The organism is Dellaglioa sp. CoH-56-MRSF-11 (assembly GCF_056782135.1).
In genome coordinates this window covers 53,255-70,207 of the sequence record NZ_JBXAYE010000001.1, presented here as the reverse complement: position 1 = coordinate 70,207, position 16,953 = coordinate 53,255, and the positions used below count along the sequence as shown (strand labels likewise).

17 protein-coding genes and 1 tRNA gene are annotated in these 16,953 nt (G+C 34.2%); 17 read left to right on the top strand and 1 reads right to left on the bottom strand.

Going from position 1 to position 16,953, the window contains the following annotated elements; translation table 11 throughout:
- Positions 1–61 precede the first annotated feature (61 nt).
- The 13 genes from gyrA (at position 62) to AC1RPT_RS00275 (ending at position 11,786) form a co-directional block, all read left to right on the top strand.
- Complete coding sequence (gyrA, locus tag AC1RPT_RS00335) at positions 62–2,512, top strand: DNA gyrase subunit A (protein ID WP_481761147.1); 2,451 nt, start codon at positions 62–64, stop codon at positions 2,510–2,512.
- 197 nt (positions 2,513–2,709) lie between these two features.
- Positions 2,710–3,003, top strand: a complete 294-nt coding sequence (gene rpsF, locus AC1RPT_RS00330; protein WP_409021850.1) for a 30S ribosomal protein S6 — start codon at positions 2,710–2,712, stop codon at positions 3,001–3,003.
- Between the two features lie 37 nt (positions 3,004–3,040).
- Positions 3,041–3,568: a single-stranded DNA-binding protein gene (gene ssb / locus AC1RPT_RS00325; protein WP_409021851.1), complete on the top strand. Its 528-nt coding sequence runs from the start codon at positions 3,041–3,043 to the stop codon at positions 3,566–3,568.
- An 18-nt stretch (positions 3,569–3,586) separates the two neighbouring features.
- The gene (gene rpsR / locus AC1RPT_RS00320; protein WP_057974148.1) at positions 3,587–3,841 is read left to right on the top strand and encodes a 30S ribosomal protein S18; all 255 of its coding nucleotides are present in this window, start codon (positions 3,587–3,589) and stop codon (positions 3,839–3,841) included.
- Positions 3,842–3,965: 124 nt separating this feature from the next.
- Positions 3,966–5,978: a DHH family phosphoesterase gene (locus AC1RPT_RS00315; protein WP_481761087.1), complete on the top strand. Its 2,013-nt coding sequence runs from the start codon at positions 3,966–3,968 to the stop codon at positions 5,976–5,978.
- 6 nt (positions 5,979–5,984) lie between these two features.
- A complete protein-coding gene (rplI, locus tag AC1RPT_RS00310) occupies positions 5,985–6,440 on the top strand; it encodes a 50S ribosomal protein L9 (protein WP_481761088.1) in 456 nt (151 codons plus the stop codon).
- A gap of 83 nt (positions 6,441–6,523) precedes the next feature.
- A complete protein-coding gene (dnaB, locus tag AC1RPT_RS00305) occupies positions 6,524–7,915 on the top strand; it encodes a replicative DNA helicase (RefSeq protein WP_481761089.1) in 1,392 nt (463 codons plus the stop codon).
- A 182-nt stretch (positions 7,916–8,097) separates the two neighbouring features.
- Positions 8,098–9,384 (top strand): adenylosuccinate synthase, encoded by a 1,287-nt coding sequence (locus AC1RPT_RS00300; protein WP_481761090.1) that lies wholly within the window; start codon positions 8,098–8,100, stop codon positions 9,382–9,384.
- Between the two features lie 214 nt (positions 9,385–9,598).
- Entirely contained in the window at positions 9,599–9,808 is a 210-nt protein-coding gene (locus AC1RPT_RS00295) for a CsbD family protein (protein ID WP_409022828.1), read from the top strand.
- A gap of 386 nt (positions 9,809–10,194) precedes the next feature.
- Positions 10,195–10,440 (top strand): GlsB/YeaQ/YmgE family stress response membrane protein, encoded by a 246-nt coding sequence (locus AC1RPT_RS00290; protein ID WP_409021856.1) that lies wholly within the window; start codon positions 10,195–10,197, stop codon positions 10,438–10,440.
- A gap of 25 nt (positions 10,441–10,465) precedes the next feature.
- On the top strand, positions 10,466–11,020 hold the full coding sequence (gene amaP / locus AC1RPT_RS00285; protein ID WP_481761091.1) for an alkaline shock response membrane anchor protein AmaP: 555 nt from the start codon (positions 10,466–10,468) through the stop codon (positions 11,018–11,020).
- Between the two features lie 16 nt (positions 11,021–11,036).
- Positions 11,037–11,237: a DUF2273 domain-containing protein gene (locus tag AC1RPT_RS00280; RefSeq protein ID WP_409021858.1), complete on the top strand. Its 201-nt coding sequence runs from the start codon at positions 11,037–11,039 to the stop codon at positions 11,235–11,237.
- Between the two features lie 30 nt (positions 11,238–11,267).
- Positions 11,268–11,786 carry an Asp23/Gls24 family envelope stress response protein gene (locus AC1RPT_RS00275; RefSeq protein WP_481761092.1) on the top strand — a complete coding sequence of 173 codons (519 nt, stop codon included), beginning with the start codon at positions 11,268–11,270 and terminating at the stop codon, positions 11,784–11,786.
- Positions 11,787–11,951: 165 nt separating this feature from the next.
- Here the strand turns inward: AC1RPT_RS00275 and AC1RPT_RS00270 are convergent.
- Positions 11,952–12,024: transfer RNA gene (locus tag AC1RPT_RS00270), tRNA-Lys, on the bottom strand.
- Positions 12,025–12,220: 196 nt separating this feature from the next.
- On the opposite strand from AC1RPT_RS00270, the gene yycF reads away from it, so the two are divergent.
- From yycF to AC1RPT_RS00250, 4 genes are read left to right on the top strand one after another with little or no spacing between them, the layout of a single operon-like run.
- Positions 12,221–12,931, top strand: coding sequence for a response regulator YycF (gene yycF, locus AC1RPT_RS00265; protein ID WP_409021860.1), 711 nt, complete (start codon positions 12,221–12,223; stop codon positions 12,929–12,931).
- A 21-nt stretch (positions 12,932–12,952) separates the two neighbouring features.
- Positions 12,953–14,806 carry a cell wall metabolism sensor histidine kinase WalK gene (gene walK, locus AC1RPT_RS00260; protein ID WP_481761148.1) on the top strand — a complete coding sequence of 618 codons (1,854 nt, stop codon included), beginning with the start codon at positions 12,953–12,955 and terminating at the stop codon, positions 14,804–14,806.
- On the top strand, positions 14,793–16,112 hold the full coding sequence (locus tag AC1RPT_RS00255; RefSeq protein ID WP_481761093.1) for a YycH family regulatory protein: 1,320 nt from the start codon (positions 14,793–14,795) through the stop codon (positions 16,110–16,112). Before walK ends, AC1RPT_RS00255 begins: the two co-directional genes overlap by 14 nt.
- A 13-nt stretch (positions 16,113–16,125) precedes the next feature.
- Positions 16,126–16,947 carry a two-component system regulatory protein YycI gene (locus tag AC1RPT_RS00250; RefSeq protein ID WP_481761094.1) on the top strand — a complete coding sequence of 274 codons (822 nt, stop codon included), beginning with the start codon at positions 16,126–16,128 and terminating at the stop codon, positions 16,945–16,947.
- The last annotated feature ends 6 nt before the right edge of the window (positions 16,948–16,953 follow it).

The following is a 16,953-nucleotide window of genomic DNA, read 5'->3' as shown; positions in this document are numbered from 1 at the left end:
AATTTTGGCAGAAGAATTACCAGCTACAAGCCGGATAAAAGATGTTAATCTTTCCGGAGAAATGAAAAAATCATTCTTGGATTATGCTATGAGCGTTATTGTTGCTCGTGCACTTCCTGATGTTCGAGATGGGTTGAAACCTGTCCATCGTCGTATTTTATACGGGATGAGTGAATTAGGGATTACGCCTGATAAACCATACAAAAAATCAGCTAGAATTGTTGGGGATGTTATGGGTAAGTACCATCCTCATGGTGATTCATCGATTTATGAAGCGATGGTTCGTATGGCCCAAGACTTTAGTTACCGTTACATGTTAGTTGATGGGCATGGTAACTTTGGTTCTGTCGATGGTGATGGCGCTGCTGCTATGCGTTATACTGAAGCTAGAATGAGTAAAATAGCTGTTGAAATGATGCGTGATATCAATAAAGATACCATTGATTTCATGGATAATTACGATGGCAGTGAACATGAACCAGTTGTTTTACCTGCGCGTTTTCCTAACTTATTAGTTAATGGTGCAACAGGTATTGCCGTTGGTATGACAACGAATATTCCGCCACATAATTTGTCAGAAGTTATTTCTGGATTACATATTTTGATGGATAATCCTGATGCAACTGTGGCTGATTTGATGGAGGCTATCCCTGGTCCTGATTTTCCAACTGGGGCTACTGTTCTAGGTAAATCTGGTATTCGTAAAGCTTACGAAACAGGTAAGGGAACAATAACAATTCGTTCAAAAGTTGAAATTGAAGAACAAAAGAATGGTAAAGAACGTATTATCGTTGATGAACTTCCTTACATGGTTAATAAAGCACGTTTAATTGAACGTATTGCTGATTTAGCTCGTGATAAAAAAATTGAAGGTATCACTGATATTAATGATGAGTCTGATCGTGAAGGATTACGAATTGTGATCGATATTCGTCGTGATATGAGTGCTTCAGTTGTGTTGAATAACCTTTATAAATTAACGTTATTACAAACATCTTTCAGTTTTAATATGCTAGCAATCGTTAATGGTATTCCAAAAGTTCTAAGTTTAAAGGAAATGCTTGTTTATTACCTTGAACATCAAGAAAAAGTTATCCGTCGTCGTACGCAATTTGAATTGAAAAAGGCACGTGCTCGCGCACATATCCTTGAAGGTTTAAGAATTGCACTCGATCATATTGATGAAATTATTAGAATTATCCGTAGCTCAAATACGGGTGAACTTGCTAAAAATCAATTGATGGGTAATTATGGTTTATCAGATAAACAAGCTCAAGCTATTTTAGATATGCGATTAGTTCGTTTAACTGGTTTAGAACGTGAAAAAATTGAAGAAGAATATCAAAATTTAATGGCATCAATCGCTGATTTTGAAGATATTTTGGCTCATGACTCACGTATTCATGATATTATTTATCAAGAATTGTTAGATTTACAAGCTAAATTTGGTGATGAACGTCGTACTGAATTATTAATTGGCGAAGTATTGAATCTTGAAGATGAAGATTTGATTGAAGAAGAAGAAGTTATGATTACATTAACGCATAACGGTTATGTAAAACGTCTTGCAACTGATGAATTCAAAGCACAAAACCGTGGTGGCCGTGGCGTTCAAGGTATGGGTGTTCATGATGATGACTTTATTGAACATCTTGTGTCGACATCAACGCATGATACCCTACTATTCTTCACGAATGCTGGTAAAGTGTACCGTATGAAGGGGTATGAAATTCCTGAATATGGACGCACAGCTAAAGGAATTCCTGTCATTAATCTTTTAGGGGTTAATTCTGGTGAGAAAATCCAAGCTGTTATCAACGTAAGCAAGCAAGAAAATGATGAACGTTATCTTTTCTTTACGACGCTTAACGGAACAGTTAAGAGAACACCGGTGTCAGAATTTTCTAACATACGAAATAATGGTTTAAAAGCGATTAAATTGCATGATGAAGATGAATTAATTAACGTTGCTATCACAGATGGCACGCAGAATATGATTATTGGAACGCATCGAGGTTACGCAGTATCATTTGCTGAAAATGATGTTCGTTCAATGGGTCGTTCTGCTTCTGGTGTTCGTGGTATTCGGTTAAGAGAAGATGATTACGTTGTAGGAGCTGATTTATTAGCTGCTGATAGTCACGTATTTATCATTTCTGAAAAAGGATACGGTAAGCAAACACCCGCTTCGGCTTATGCAATTAAAGGCCGTGGTGGAAAAGGAATTAAGACAGCTAACATTTCTGAAAAGAATGGACCAATTGCTGGGTTAGCAACCGTTCAAGGTGATGAAGATATCATGTTAATTACGGATCAAGGTGTTATGATTCGCTTTAATGTGAAGAACGTGTCAAAAACGGGCCGTGCTACTTTAGGAGTTCATTTAATTCGAATTGATGAGAATGCTAAAGTTGCAACAATGGCAAAAGTTGAAGCTACTCCTGAAGAAACAACTACTATTTTAGATGCAGTTGTATCAGACGTTGAAAGTGAAACAAATGACTTAGAATAAACTAAATTAAAAAAATAAAATAAAATCCTAATTAACGGCGTACTTAATAAGTGTGTAGTTAATTAGGATTTTCTTGCTTTAAGTGAATGGCAGTGATATAATTTTAGTTCGTAAGTGTCTATGGCATTAAATAGATAACTTTCCTTGTTCTTGCCACGAGGTAAGGACCTAAAGTCCATAAGGAGGTGTAAACAGTCATGAGTAAATATGAAATTACTTATATCATCCGTACCGATCTTGATGAAGCAGCTAAAGCAGCTTTGATCGAACGTTTCGATGGTATTTTAACAAGTAATGGTGCAGAAATCGTTACTTCAAAAGACTGGTCAAAACGTCGTCTTGCATACGAAATCAGCGGTTATAATGAAGGTATCTACCATATCATTAATGCTACAGCCGATGACGATATCGCAATTAACGAATTTGATCGTCTTTCAAAGATTAATGAAGGAATCTTGCGTCATATGATCATTAACAGAGATGAAAAATAATTCATTTTAATAAAATAACGGAGAGGAGCAATACATTATGATTAATAGAACAGTACTTGTCGGACGTTTAACAAGAGACCCTGATTTACGCTACACAGCTAGTGGTGCTGCAGTTGCAACTTTTACAGTTGCAGTTAATCGACAATTCACGAACGCTTCTGGCGAACGTGAAGCCGATTTTATTAACTGTGTTATCTGGCGAAAAGCAGCCGAGAACTTCGCTAACTTTACGCATAAAGGTTCTTTAATTGGTGTCGATGGACGAATTCAAACGCGTTCATATGATAATCAACAAGGAACTCGCGTGTATGTTACTGAAGTTGTCGTAGAAAACTTTTCGTTGCTTGAATCAAAATCTCAATCAAGCCAACAACAAGGTAACGCTAATAATCAAAGCAGCGCTCCTCAATCAAGTTCATCATCAAATAACAATGCTAACCCATTTGGTGGCGCAAGTTCGAATAATAATTCAAACACAACGCAATCTAATGATTCAGCAACAGTTGATCCATTTGCAAATAATGGCCAACAAATTGATATTTCTGATGACGACCTACCATTCTAATTAGAGGAGGAAACTCACATGGCACAACAACAACAACGTAGAGGTGGTGGCGGTGGCGCACGTCGTCGACGTAAAGTTGACTTCATCGCAGCTAACCACATCGATTATATCGATTATAAAGATACAGACTTGTTAAAACGTTTCATTTCAGAACGTGGTAAGATTTTACCTCGTCGTGTTACGGGAACAAGCGCTAAAAACCAACGCAGTTTAACAATTGCAATTAAACGCTCACGTATTATGGGCTTATTACCATTCGTTTCAGAAGAATAGTAATATCTAGGGAAGACTATGCAAATAGTCTTCCCTTTTTTTGTACTATCAGCAAGATTTGTGCAGGTAAATGGGGAATGTGATAAAATAGATAACATCTAGGATTTACAGATGAGGAGATACTATGAAAAAGTTCCTTTCAAACGAGAAACTTCCCAGTTTTTTGAAGAATGAACGCTTAAGATGGATTGCGATTTTTATCGTAATTATGTCTTTATTTAGTGTTGTTCTGTCTTTTACAGTTAATTTATTTTTAGGACTTATATTGTTAATTATTGCGTTGGGTGCTACCAGCGCAAGTATGTATATTATGTCCCAAATTACGGCAAATACTAATGAATATATATCGGAATTATCATATCGTATTAAACGTAGTGAACAAGAAGCGCTTATCAAAATGCCAATTGGTATTTTGATTTTTAACGAACAAAATGAGATTGAGTGGGTTAATCCATACTTACAACCTTATTTTGAAAAAAATGATATTTTAGGTAAGAAAATAGAGAGCGTCGATGAATCGTTATCGACGATTATTACAGATAACGCTGAGACTAAAGGCTTGGTGAAAGTAACATGGCATGAAAAAGATTTTGAAATGATCATACAAAATGATATTCATGTTGCTTACCTGATGGATATTACGCGTTATTCATCAATTGAAAAAGAATTTGAAGCAGAGCGCGTTGTTATCGGTCAAGTGTTCTTAGATAATTATGATGAAGTAACGCAATCTATGTCAGATAAGAATGTTTCTAATTTAAGTAACTTTGTCACAAATGAGTTATCTAATTGGGCGCGTCGTTATGGGATGTATTTAAAAAGAACGGATTCAGATCGATTTTTTATTTTAGTTCATGCCCATTCTTTACAACAAATTGAAGAAGAAAAATTTAAAATTTTAGATCGAATTCGCGATCGGACATCCAAACAAAACTTTCCGCTCACATTGAGCATGGGAATTGCCTATGGCGATGGCGATTTGAATTCACTTGCAAAATTAGCTCAAAGCAATTTAGATCTTGCTTTAGGTCGAGGTGGGGATCAAGTTGTCGTTAAATCACCTGAAGAGCAAGCAAGATTTTATGGTGGTAAAACTAATCCGATGGAAAAACGGACTCGGGTTCGTGCTAGAATGATTTCTCAAGCGTTACAAGAAATAATGAAACCAATGGACCAAGTCTTCGTTATGGGACATCAGAGCCCAGATATGGACTCTGTAGGAGCTTGTTTGGGCATTAGACGAATCGCTTTGATGAATAATATGAAATGTTGGATTGTTTTAGATCAAACCGCTATTCATTCAGATGTACAACGATTGATGGAAGAGTTAGATCAATATCCTGATATCAAATATAATATTATTACACCTGAAGAAGCAGTAGAAAAAGCAACAGAACAGAGTTTACTGGTGATGGTTGATCATTCTAAACCCTCTATTTCTGGTAGTCCTGAATTGTATGAAAAACTTAAAAATCGTCTGATGGTTATTGATCATCATCGTCGTGGAGAAGAATTCCCTGAAAATCCAATGTTAGTTTATATTGAACCTTATGCATCATCAACCTGTGAACTGATTACTGAAATGTTTGAATATCAATCAAAAGATAGTGAACCAATTAATAAAATTGAAGCAACTGCGATGTTAACGGGAATTATTATTGATACGAAGTCGTTTTCATTAAGGACGGGTACACGAACATTTGATGCAGCCAGTTATTTAAGGTCCGTTGGGGCTGATTCAACAATGGTTCAAAACTTTATGAAAGAAAATGTTGATAGTTACTTGAAGCGTAATCATTTAATTGATAAAGTAGAGTTCATTAATACTGATTTAGCATTATGTGTGGGTGAAGATGATACGATTTATGACCCAGTTACAGCAGCACAGGCAGCAGATTCATTATTATCTATTTCAAGTGTATCAGCGTCATTTGTTGTCACAAAACGATCAGAAAATCGTGTTAGTATCTCTGCTAGAAGTACAGGGACGACTAATGTTCAAGTTGTTATGGAACAAATGGGCGGCGGCGGTCACTTATCAAATGCTGCGACTCAGTTAACTGGTGTGAGTGTAAGTGAAGCTGCAGAACAATTAGTTAATATTTTAACGACAAAAAAAGATGAAATTAAGGAGTAGTTGATTATGAAAGTTATATTTTTAGAAGATGTTCGCGGAAAAGGTAAACGTGGAGAAATTAAAGAAGTACCAAGCGGCTATGCTCAAAATTTTTTAATTAAAAATGGTAAAGCAAAATTAGCTACAAATTCAGCAATGAGTTCTTTAAAGGGACAACAAAAAGCTGAAGAAAAAAAAGCTGAAGAAATTTTAAAAGAAGCTAAAGATGAAAAAATCGTTTTAGAAGATGATAAGACAGTTGTTGAATTAACAGCTAAAGCGGGCGAAGATGGCCGTTTATTTGGCTCAATTCCTAGCAAGCAAATTGTACAAGCTATGGAAAAACAATACGGAATTAAAATCGACAAACGTAAAGTTGAACTACCAGAACCAATTCGTGCCTTAGGATTCACGAATGTACCTGTTAAGTTACATGTTGATGTAACAGCAATGATTCGTGTTCATGTTTCGGCTAATAACTAAAGTAGTATTTATTTGAAAAGCTGGCAAAATTTGATTTTGTCCAGCTTTTTTCTTGATTTTAGAAGTAAGGAGAACACGATAAAATGAATAATGAACTATTAACAGACCAAACGCCACCACAGAATATTGAAGCGGAACAAGCCGTTTTGGGCGCTGTCTTTTTAAAGAGTGATGCTCTTGTTGAGGCAATGGAATACTTGGAGCCCGAAGACTTCTATCAACGTCGCCATCAATTGATATTTGCGGCTATGGTGGATCTGAATGATAAAGATGAAGCTATTGATATTGTTACGATTCAAGATAATTTAACTTCTAAAAATCAAATGGATGATATTGGCGGTGTTAGCTATATTGTTGAATTAGCTGGCTCTGTACCAACGGCTGCGAACGTTCAGTATTATGCTAAAATTGTTGAAGAAAAATCAATGATTCGACGCTTAATTGCGACAGCGACATCTATTGCAACTAAGGGTTTATCACAAGATGATGATGTTGCAACGCTTTTAGATAATGCTGAACGTGAAATTATGAGCGTATCTGAAAAAAGAAATAGTAGTGGTTTTCAAGCTATCGCTGATGTATTAAAAAGTACATTTACAAATATTGAAAAGTTAGCTAAAGAAGGCGATACAATTACTGGATTGTCGACAGGTTATCCAGAGTTGGATAAAATGACTGCCGGGTTACATCCAGATGAGTTAATCATTTTAGCTGCTCGTCCGGCTGTTGGTAAAACAGCTTTTGCGTTGAATATTGCTCAAAACGTAGCAACTAAAACTGATGAAACTGTCGCTATTTTTAGTTTAGAAATGTCAGCAGAATCATTAGTTAGTCGTATGTTATGTGCTGAAGGTAGTATTAATGCGAATCACTTACGAACGGGACAATTAGACGAATCAGAATGGTCAAATTTGATTGTGGCAATGAATTCATTATCAAAGGCTAATATCTTTATTGATGACACTGCTGGGTCAAAGATGGCTGAAATTCGGGCAAAATGCCGTCGATTAGCGAAGGAAAAAGGTGGACTAGGGTTAATCGTTGTTGATTATTTACAGTTGATTGAAGGTTCAGGACGCGAAAGTCGACAACAAGAAGTCTCAGAAATTTCTCGTCAAATGAAGAAATTAGCGAAAGAATTAAGTGTTCCAGTTATTGCATTGTCTCAATTATCCCGTGGTGTTGAACAACGCCAAGATAAACGACCAGTGTTATCAGATATTCGTGAATCTGGTTCTATTGAACAAGATGCAGATATTGTTGCATTTTTGTATCGAGATGATTATTATGAACGCGATACTGATGAAGATGAAGACGGGAATCTACCTGATCCAAGGGATGAAGATGACCAAAATGTTGGTGAAGTTGAAGTTATTATTGAAAAAAACCGTGGTGGCGAACGAGGTACAGTTAAATTATTATTTGTTAAATCATATAATAAATTCTCGTCACTTGCCTATAGACCAGAAGGCTAGAAAATATTCCTTAGTGGGATATTTTTTTTGAATAAAAAGAGAAACGTTCGTTATATAGTTGATAAATGTTTATATAAAATACAAACGTTCGTATTTTAGTTGTATTTGAACTGCTTTATTGCTATAATATTCTAGGATTGTATTTATGAATTTAAAATATAAATTATGAGGTGGATGAAAATATGTCATCAGTAGTTGTAGTAGGTAGCCAATGGGGCGATGAAGGAAAAGGTAAAATTACAGATTTCTTAAGTCAAAATGCCGATGTTATTGCACGGTATCAAGGTGGCGATAACGCCGGACACACAATTGTATTTGAAGGCAACACTTACAAATTACATTTGATTCCATCAGGTATTTTCTTTCAAGATAAATTAAGTATCATTGGTAATGGGGTTGTTGTGAATCCTAAAGCTTTATGTGAAGAACTTGATTATCTACAAAAACTCGGCGTTAAAGGAGATAATTTACGTATTTCTGACCGCGCTCATGTTATTTTGCCATACCATATTCTACTTGATGGCTTACAAGAAGCTGCTAAAAAAGAAGATAAGATTGGGACGACTAATAAAGGTATTGGACCAGCTTATATGGATAAAGCTGCTAGAATTGGTATTAGAATTGCTGATTTAATGGAAAAAGAAACTTTCTCAGCAAAATTAAAAAATAATTTAGAACAAAAAAATCGTGAATTTACAAAATTATATGATCATGAACCACTTGAATTTGATGATATTTTTGAAGAATATTTTGCCTATGGCCAACGTTTGAAACGATACGTAATGGACACGTCAGTTATTATTAATGATGCACTAGATTCTGGTAAGAAAGTCTTATTTGAAGGTGCACAAGGTGTTATGTTAGATATTGATCATGGAACGTACCCATTTGTAACTTCTTCAAATCCAATTGCAGGTGGCGCAACAGTCGGTGTTGGTGTTGGACCTGCTCAAATAAATACAGTTGTTGGTGTCTGCAAAGCCTATACATCACGTGTAGGGGATGGTCCTTTTCCAACTGAACTATTAGATGAAATCGGTGATACTATCCGTGAAGTTGGACATGAATATGGTGTAACAACAAAACGTCCACGTCGTATTGGCTGGTTTGATAGTGTTGTTATGAATCATTCCAAACGTGTTTCAGGATTGACTAACTTATGTTTAAACAGTATTGATGTTTTAACTGGATTAAAAGAAGTTAAAATTTGTACAGCATACGAATTAAATGGTGAAATTATTCATCGTTATCCAGCTAGTTTTAAAGAATTATCTCAATGTAAACCAGTATATGAAACATTACCTGGTTGGACTGAAGATATTACTCAAATGAAAACTCTTGCAGAATTACCTGAAAATGCTAGAAATTATATTAGACGTATTGAAGAAATCGTTGATGTTAAAATTTCAACATTCTCAGTTGGACCCGATCGTGATCAAACAAATGTTTTAGATGATGTTTGGGCATAAATAAGTAATAGGTTGATAGTAATGTGAGAAAAGTCAAAGTTAATACTTTGATTTTTTTTTATTTAATCAATAACTAAGTAGATAAATAACCTTAATTAATTAGAGCTTAAAAATTTATATAACTTATATATTTGATAAGTCGAATATGTTGCATACGCTTTCTTTGGATGTTACTATCGGTATGTAGACAAATATATTATGAGGAGGAAACATGATGACAAATGAAGATAGATTAGATGCAAAGAAAGATCAAATTAAGGGTAAAGTAACAGAAACTAAAGGTAAATTGACAGGAGACAAGCAAGAAGAAGTTAAAGGTAAAGCGGAAGGTTTCCTTGGTAAAGCGAAAGATAAATTAGAAGATGTCAAAGATGATGTTGCAGAAAAAATAGATGAAGTTATGGACAAACGTAAAAAGAAATAGTAATTTCATTGGGTTCTCGCACTGCTTACAATAAGCAGTGCGAGTTTTTTTTATTTCTTTTTATTAGCCGAAGTTAGATAAATAATAGGCTTATCTTGTGAGTATAGTACCTATCAGTTCATCTTATTCACTCAGATATTCATAGATCTTATTTTGTTTAACTTTATGTGATTAATTAAGCAACGAGGAAAACAAAGATAGTTATTTATCTTTATTTTTTGGTGTATATAAGTTTAAGTACCTGGGAAAGAGATTCATTAAGTTTCATAGATTGAGCGTAATAAAATCGTTTCATTTGCAAGCGATTTCAAATAATGGTATATTACATATAACGAATAGTTAATATAATAAATAACTATTTAATATAAACAAAGGAGGAACATATTATGATTTGGTCATTAATTGTAGGTGCTATTATTGGTGCTGTTGCAGGGGCGATTACTAATCGCGGTGAGTCGATGGGATGGATAAGTAACATCATCGCTGGACTAGTTGGGTCAGCTCTTGGTCAAAGTGTCCTTGGTCATTGGGGACCTAGCTTGGCAGGAATGGCAATTATCCCTTCTATCATTGGTGCGATAATTTTAGTTTTAATTGTTTCAGCTATATTTGGTATAAAAGCAAGGAAGTAAATCAAGTCAAGAGAGAGGTATGTTTATGAAGAAGAGTAAAAAAATTATTCTGAGTATAGTCAGCCTCGGATACTTGATTGGGCTTAGCTTGCTGATTTGGCCAGAAATAATTGAGAAAATAACTAAAATGCTTGAACATTTTAACGTTAGTACAAATTTTCAGAGTAACGATTTTATCTTCTATTATGGGATTGTGTTATTGCTATTAACAGTCTTCATATTTTTGTTAATACTTTTGTGGCCTGCGCAACTACCAGATATTCCTTTGAAGCAAACTAAAGAAGGAAGACTTGCTTTAAGTAACCAGGGTATTAGCCAATTTATCAAGACAAAGTTGTCTAGTGAAGACTTATCTAATATTAAAGTTACGTTGAAGAATACACGACGTCAGCGAAAGATCCATATTGTTGCAGATTCAGTTTACCAACAGTCTACAGTTGGACAATTACCTCGTATTACGAGTGAATTAACTGAGAATCTCAATGATCTATTAGCTGGATCTAGTCATATTCCTATCAAAGTAGATATTAAGGTAAGTAAAAAATCAAATTCAAAACGTAAAGTTACACGGGTAGTTTAAGAGGGAGTGTGCATAAATGAAAGATAAAATGTCAATTAATATTGGAGTTGGTAGTGCTCTAGGATTTATCATATCCTCGTTACTTGTAACTGTAGGATTTTGGAAGACGATTATCATTATGATTGTGACACTGTTAGCAGGATGGATTGGTTATCTATTTAAAGAATATGATATTGATCTGTCATTTATTTCAAAAATTTTCACGCGGAAAAATTGATTATTTTAAAAATCGAAAGGAGTCTTAATTATGACTACAGAAAAAACAAATACGCAGGGAACAAAGACTGAACCAAAGGGGACATTGACATTTGATGACAAGGTTATTCAAAAAATAGTCGGTTATGCAATTGAAAATGTATCTGGTCTCTTGGGTGTGGATGGTGGATTTGTCGCAAATATTAAAAATAAACTTGTAAATAGTGATAATCCAACAGATGGCATCGGCGTTGAGGTTGGCAAGGAACAAGTTGCGGTTGATTTAAATATTATTATGGCATATGGGCACAATGCACATGATATTTATAAACAGTTAACGGAAGTTATTAATAAACAAGTAAAGGAAACAACAGATTTAGCTTTAATTGAGTTGAATGTTGAAGTAGTAGACATTCAAACACCAAAAGAATTTGATGATTCACAAACAAGTTTACAAGATCGTGTATCTGATGCAGGTAGTACTATTAAAGAAAAAACAACAGATGGGGTAGATGCCGTTAAAAAAACGACCTCTCAGGTAGTAAATAAAGATGATGACCGGGTTAAATAGCGTTGAACAAATAATAAGATTTAAATCTAGTTAAGAGAAATCCGATAGGGTTTCTCTTTTTTTGTTTCACGTGAAACATCAATAAGTAAATGAGAACACAAAAAAAGCACCTAGCCGCAGCTAGATGCTTCAACATATCTTGCGATATGTTGGGTTTGGCACCCATGGGTGGTTAGGGGCTCGAACCCTAGACCCACGGATTAAGAGTCCGTTGCTCTACCAACTGAGCTAACCACCCAAACCATTAATAATAATTCATCAACGTTAAATATATTATCATATATACTAATAAAAGACAATAACTTTTCGAAAAAGGATTTGGGTAAATTTAATCACTGTGTTTGGCAATGATGATTGAATAGGCTATAATAATGGAGGGTTAAGAAGTTGTATCTAGATTTAATTTTACAGCTTCCTATAAGGAGGATCCACATATGAAAAAAATATTAGTTGTCGACGATGAAAAACCAATTTCTGATATCGTTAAATTTAATTTAACTAAAGAAGGATACGACGTTTATACAGCTTACGATGGTGAAGAAGCCTTAGAAAAAGTTAAAGAAGTTGAACCGGATTTAATTTTATTAGATTTAATGTTACCAAAAGTGGATGGTTTAGAAGTTGCTCGTCAAGTTAGAAAAACTTACGATATGCCAATCATTATGGTTACAGCTAAAGATGGAGAAATCGATAAGGTCTTAGGTCTAGAATTAGGTGCAGATGATTATGTAACAAAACCTTTCTCTAACCGTGAACTAGTGGCCAGAGTTAAAGCTAATTTAAGAAGACAAAAAACAATTGAGAGTGTTCAAACAGAAGAACAACCACAAAATAGTGAAATACAAGTTGGACAATTAACCATTCATCCTGAAGCATATATGGTTTCAAAATATGATGAAAAAATTGAATTAACACATCGTGAATTTGAATTATTACATTATTTAGCACAACATCTAGGACAAGTTATGACTAGAGAACATTTACTACAGACGGTATGGGGTTATGATTACTTCGGTGATGTCAGAACGGTTGATGTTACAATGCGTCGTTTAAGAGAAAAAGTTGAAGATAATCCAAGCCATCCAGAGTGGTTGGTAACACGTCGTGGTGTTGGATACTATATGAAAAATCCAGATTTAGAATAGAGTAGGGGAATAACGATGAAAATGAATCAAAAAATTCGTTTTTTTAAATCTATTCAATTTAAAATAGCCCTCATTTTTGCGTTATTAATTTTAATAACGTTGGAAATTGTCGGGGCTTATTTTGTTAGGCAATTAGAACAGCAAAACTTAGATACCTTTAAGCAACAAGTCCAGTTACCTATATATGTTACTAATTCGATTACGAAGGATTTAGCAAAAACAGATACAGCTGCTGGTGATAGAGATATCAAAAAAATATTGGAAGATGTTAGTAATTCAAGTATCACAGAAATTCGAGTGATTGATAGTAAGGGCACAATTCGCGGGAGTAGTGATTTTAATAATCAAACTGTTGTGGGACAAAAAACGACAGATGCAACAATTAAGCAAGTGTTATATACACCTAAAACATTTGAAAAGAAGATTTATGATGAATCTAGCGATAAGCGCTACTATGTTTCAATTGTGCCACTAGTTAGTACAGCAGGAAATGTAACAACGACAGTTGGGGTTACATACGTTAAGGCCAATCTGGAAAGCTTATACTCAAATATTAACGATATCACGGTTATTTTCGTGACCGCGTCATTTTTTGCAGCTGTTTTAGTCCTTTTGATAACGATAGTTATTTCCCGGGCAATAACTCGTCCGATTGATGAGATGAAAAAGCAAACGATTCGAATTTCTCGCGGAGATTACTCCGGAAAAGTTCGTGTCTATTCTAATGATGAACTAGGACAATTAGCAGATGCGGTTAATAACTTATCTGTTCGTGTTGAAGAGGCACAAGAATCATCTGAAGCTGAACGTCGTCGTTTAGATAGTGTTCTATCGCACATGACAGATGGTGTAATTGCGACGGATCGTCGCGGAAATATTATCATTATGAATGAAGCGGCCTCTACCTTATTAGATCAAAATGAAAATGACTCAATAGGAGTATCAATTTTGGATATTCTTGATTTACGTAGTCAGTATACTTTACGTGATTTGTTAGAAAATCAAGATGAAATTATGATTGATTTATCTGATGTAGAACATGAACAAATTTTGAATGCTTATTTTTCATTAATACAAAGAGAATCTGGCTTTATTAGTGGTCTTGTCTGTGTACTTCATGATGTCACAGAACAACAAAAGATAGAACGTGAACGTGAAAGCTTTGTTTCTAATGTTTCTCATGAATTAAGAACGCCTTTGACGAGTATGAAGAGTTATATTGAGGCATTAAACGATGGTGCATGGAAAGATCCAGAAGTTGCACCAGGTTTCTTGAAAGTTACACAGAATGAAACAGAACGTATGATGCGTATGATTAATGACTTACTAAATTTGTCACGAATGGATTCAGGAACATCTAAGTTAGAACTTGAATTAGTTAACTTGAATGAACTGTATAGTTATGTTCTGGATAGATTCGATATGATGATTAATGCTGACGATGGGTCAGGCAAAAAGTATTCGATTAAACGTGATTTTACTAAACGTGATTTATGGGTTGAATTAGATACTGATAAAATTGTGCAAGTCATTGATAATATTATGAATAATGCCATTAAATATTCACCTGATGGTGGAGAAATAACTTGTCGTTTATTGGAGACACATAAGCACGTTATTTTGAGTATCTCTGATGAGGGCCTTGGTGTACCTAAAAAAGATTTAGCGCATATTTTTGATCGCTTTTTCCGTGTGGATAAAGCTAGATCGAGAGCTCAAGGTGGAACTGGATTAGGCCTAGCTATCTCAAAAGAGGTTGTCGAAATGCATAAAGGTAAAATTTGGTTAGATAGCTCGGAAGGCAAGGGTTCAACATTCTATATTTCATTGCCTTATGAATCATATGAGGAGGACCTGTGGGATGAAATTGAATAGATTTATTTTACCAACACTATTATTTTTATTAATTATGACAAGTATCGGTTTATCATGGGTCATTTGGACAAATCCGACATGGAATGGTAAAAGTGAATCGACGAAAGCTACAAATTCAACGCAGACAGAGTTAACAAAGAGTACTAAATTGAGCGAAGTATATGCACCAACGTCTGTTATTTATAATGATAATCAGCAACAAAATGTTTTATATAGTGAAAAAATTAATATCATTTCAAATATTCAAAAAAAGATACGTACTTGGAAAGAAACGTCTATATCAGAAGTTCCGATTAAAAATAAAAATGATTATTTAACGTTTTTAAATGCAAAAAATCAATTGGTTCTTAGTTACTCAGATGAAATTACGGTTGGGTTATTTAATCAAGTATTTAATCAGCAAAATCAAAATTATAAAACACGACTTATTAACCGTGTTCTTATTCCGCGTGATAATAAGAAAAGTATTTATCTGTTGAGTGACAAGGATAAAAAAATTTATGAGATTTCGTTAAATGATGCCTATAATAAAGGTAAAACAATTGATGATGTTGTACAAAATGAAACGTTATCGAAATTATCAGTTACATTTAAACTGCATAATAATGATATTTTTATGTATTATAATCAAGATTTTAATATAGCTCGTTTTAGGTATTTAGTGGATAAGCAAACGGCTAGTAAGTATGTTGCTAATCTATTAGGACAAAAAGATGGTTCATCGGTCAACGTTAAAGAAAGTAAAAAGACAATAACTTACTATGATGGTTCTGATCGACAATTAACGGTTCAAAATACGACAAATTTGGTTTCATATGAAGATGATGAAAATTCAGATGCGAAACAAAAAACGAGTCGTGGTAATGCTTTAACTGAAAGTTATACGAGTATTAAAAATACAGGTATCGGATTAGATAATATTCACTTCTACCAATTTAATGGTAAGTCTATGACAACAACATTCAGAAGTTATATTGAAGGATTTCCGATTTTTAATCAAACCAAACACGGTGTGATTGAAGTTGAGCGACTAGATAATGGTGGAAATAAAATTGATTTTTCATTATTGACGTTACAAATTGCTGTTCCATCTGGAAAAGCAGATGTTACGTTACCAAGTACAGAAGAAGTGTTAAGTAGCTTGGTTACGGCAGGGTATAAAGATGCGGATATTTCAGATATTCAATTAGGTTATCGTTGGGTATCAAGTTCTGATTCAGATTTGGTAGTCAACCTAGAACCCACTTGGTATATCCGATATCAAGATAAATGGAAAAGTTATACTGAATTACTACAAACAGATTAGGGAGGTGAATTAATTGGATTTTAGACGAATTCAAATTATTTTTATTATTGTTTTTCTTGGTTTAAATATCTTTTTATTCACCTCATTACGACAAAATCAACAAATTGAAATTTCGAGTCGATCATCACCTGGGACAACAAAAACCGGTACAACGCTTAAAGAGATGCGAGAAGATGACATTAAATACGGCAGTATCTCAAATAAAAAAGAGACTGGTGTATATATGTCTAATAAAGCATCTGATGTATTAAAGAATGATGCTAAACAGCTGCAATCCCAAGTTACAACATATAAAGACAATAAATTATCTAGTATTTTTGGGACACCAATTAATATCACAGATAGTGAAAGTCCAAATAAAACAATTGATAAGACAATTATGAGTGATAATACTTTAATTCTACATGGAGATAATTATCGCTATAACAGTAGTCTTTCAACAGAGACAAGTGTCGTGTATTCGCAGGTTGTTTACGATAAAATGGTTTACTCAAATGTTGGACTAATTAAATTTACAATTCAAAATAATAAAATTAGTGGCTATTCACAAACGTATATGGCAAATACAGAAAAATTACGTGAAAATGAGTCAATTATTAGTCAACAACAAGCAATACTGATATTGTATCAATATAATCAATTTGCAAGTAAAAGTAAGGTTAAATGGTCTAAGTTAGGATATGCTGAGTTGCTCAGTTTGGATAAAAAATATAGCGTCTATATTCCAGTTTGGATAGTAGCTGTTAAGAATCCAAGTAATGGTGTGACACAATACAAGCAAGTTAATTCATTTTCAGGAGCGATTATGAAGGATAGCACTGATATTTTAAATTAAATGAAG

Coding starts and splice junctions, on each gene's coding strand:
- AC1RPT_RS00275 (WP_481761092.1), top strand. CDS start 11,268: ATGACTACAGAAAAAACAAATACGCAGGGAACAAAGACTGAACCAAAG.
- AC1RPT_RS00255 (WP_481761093.1), top strand. CDS start 14,793: ATGAAATTGAATAGATTTATTTTACCAACACTATTATTTTTATTAATT.
- AC1RPT_RS00295 (WP_409022828.1), top strand. CDS start 9,599: ATGACAAATGAAGATAGATTAGATGCAAAGAAAGATCAAATTAAGGGT.
- AC1RPT_RS00280 (WP_409021858.1), top strand. CDS start 11,037: ATGAAAGATAAAATGTCAATTAATATTGGAGTTGGTAGTGCTCTAGGA.
- AC1RPT_RS00300 (WP_481761090.1), top strand. CDS start 8,098: ATGTCATCAGTAGTTGTAGTAGGTAGCCAATGGGGCGATGAAGGAAAA.
- dnaB (WP_481761089.1), top strand. CDS start 6,524: ATGAATAATGAACTATTAACAGACCAAACGCCACCACAGAATATTGAA.
- AC1RPT_RS00315 (WP_481761087.1), top strand. CDS start 3,966: ATGAAAAAGTTCCTTTCAAACGAGAAACTTCCCAGTTTTTTGAAGAAT.
- amaP (WP_481761091.1), top strand. CDS start 10,466: ATGAAGAAGAGTAAAAAAATTATTCTGAGTATAGTCAGCCTCGGATAC.
- rpsF (WP_409021850.1), top strand. CDS start 2,710: ATGAGTAAATATGAAATTACTTATATCATCCGTACCGATCTTGATGAA.
- yycF (WP_409021860.1), top strand. CDS start 12,221: ATGAAAAAAATATTAGTTGTCGACGATGAAAAACCAATTTCTGATATC.
- walK (WP_481761148.1), top strand. CDS start 12,953: ATGAATCAAAAAATTCGTTTTTTTAAATCTATTCAATTTAAAATAGCC.
- gyrA (WP_481761147.1), top strand. CDS start 62: ATGAAAAAATCATTCTTGGATTATGCTATGAGCGTTATTGTTGCTCGT.
- rplI (WP_481761088.1), top strand. CDS start 5,985: ATGAAAGTTATATTTTTAGAAGATGTTCGCGGAAAAGGTAAACGTGGA.
- rpsR (WP_057974148.1), top strand. CDS start 3,587: ATGGCACAACAACAACAACGTAGAGGTGGTGGCGGTGGCGCACGTCGT.
- AC1RPT_RS00290 (WP_409021856.1), top strand. CDS start 10,195: ATGATTTGGTCATTAATTGTAGGTGCTATTATTGGTGCTGTTGCAGGG.
- ssb (WP_409021851.1), top strand. CDS start 3,041: ATGATTAATAGAACAGTACTTGTCGGACGTTTAACAAGAGACCCTGAT.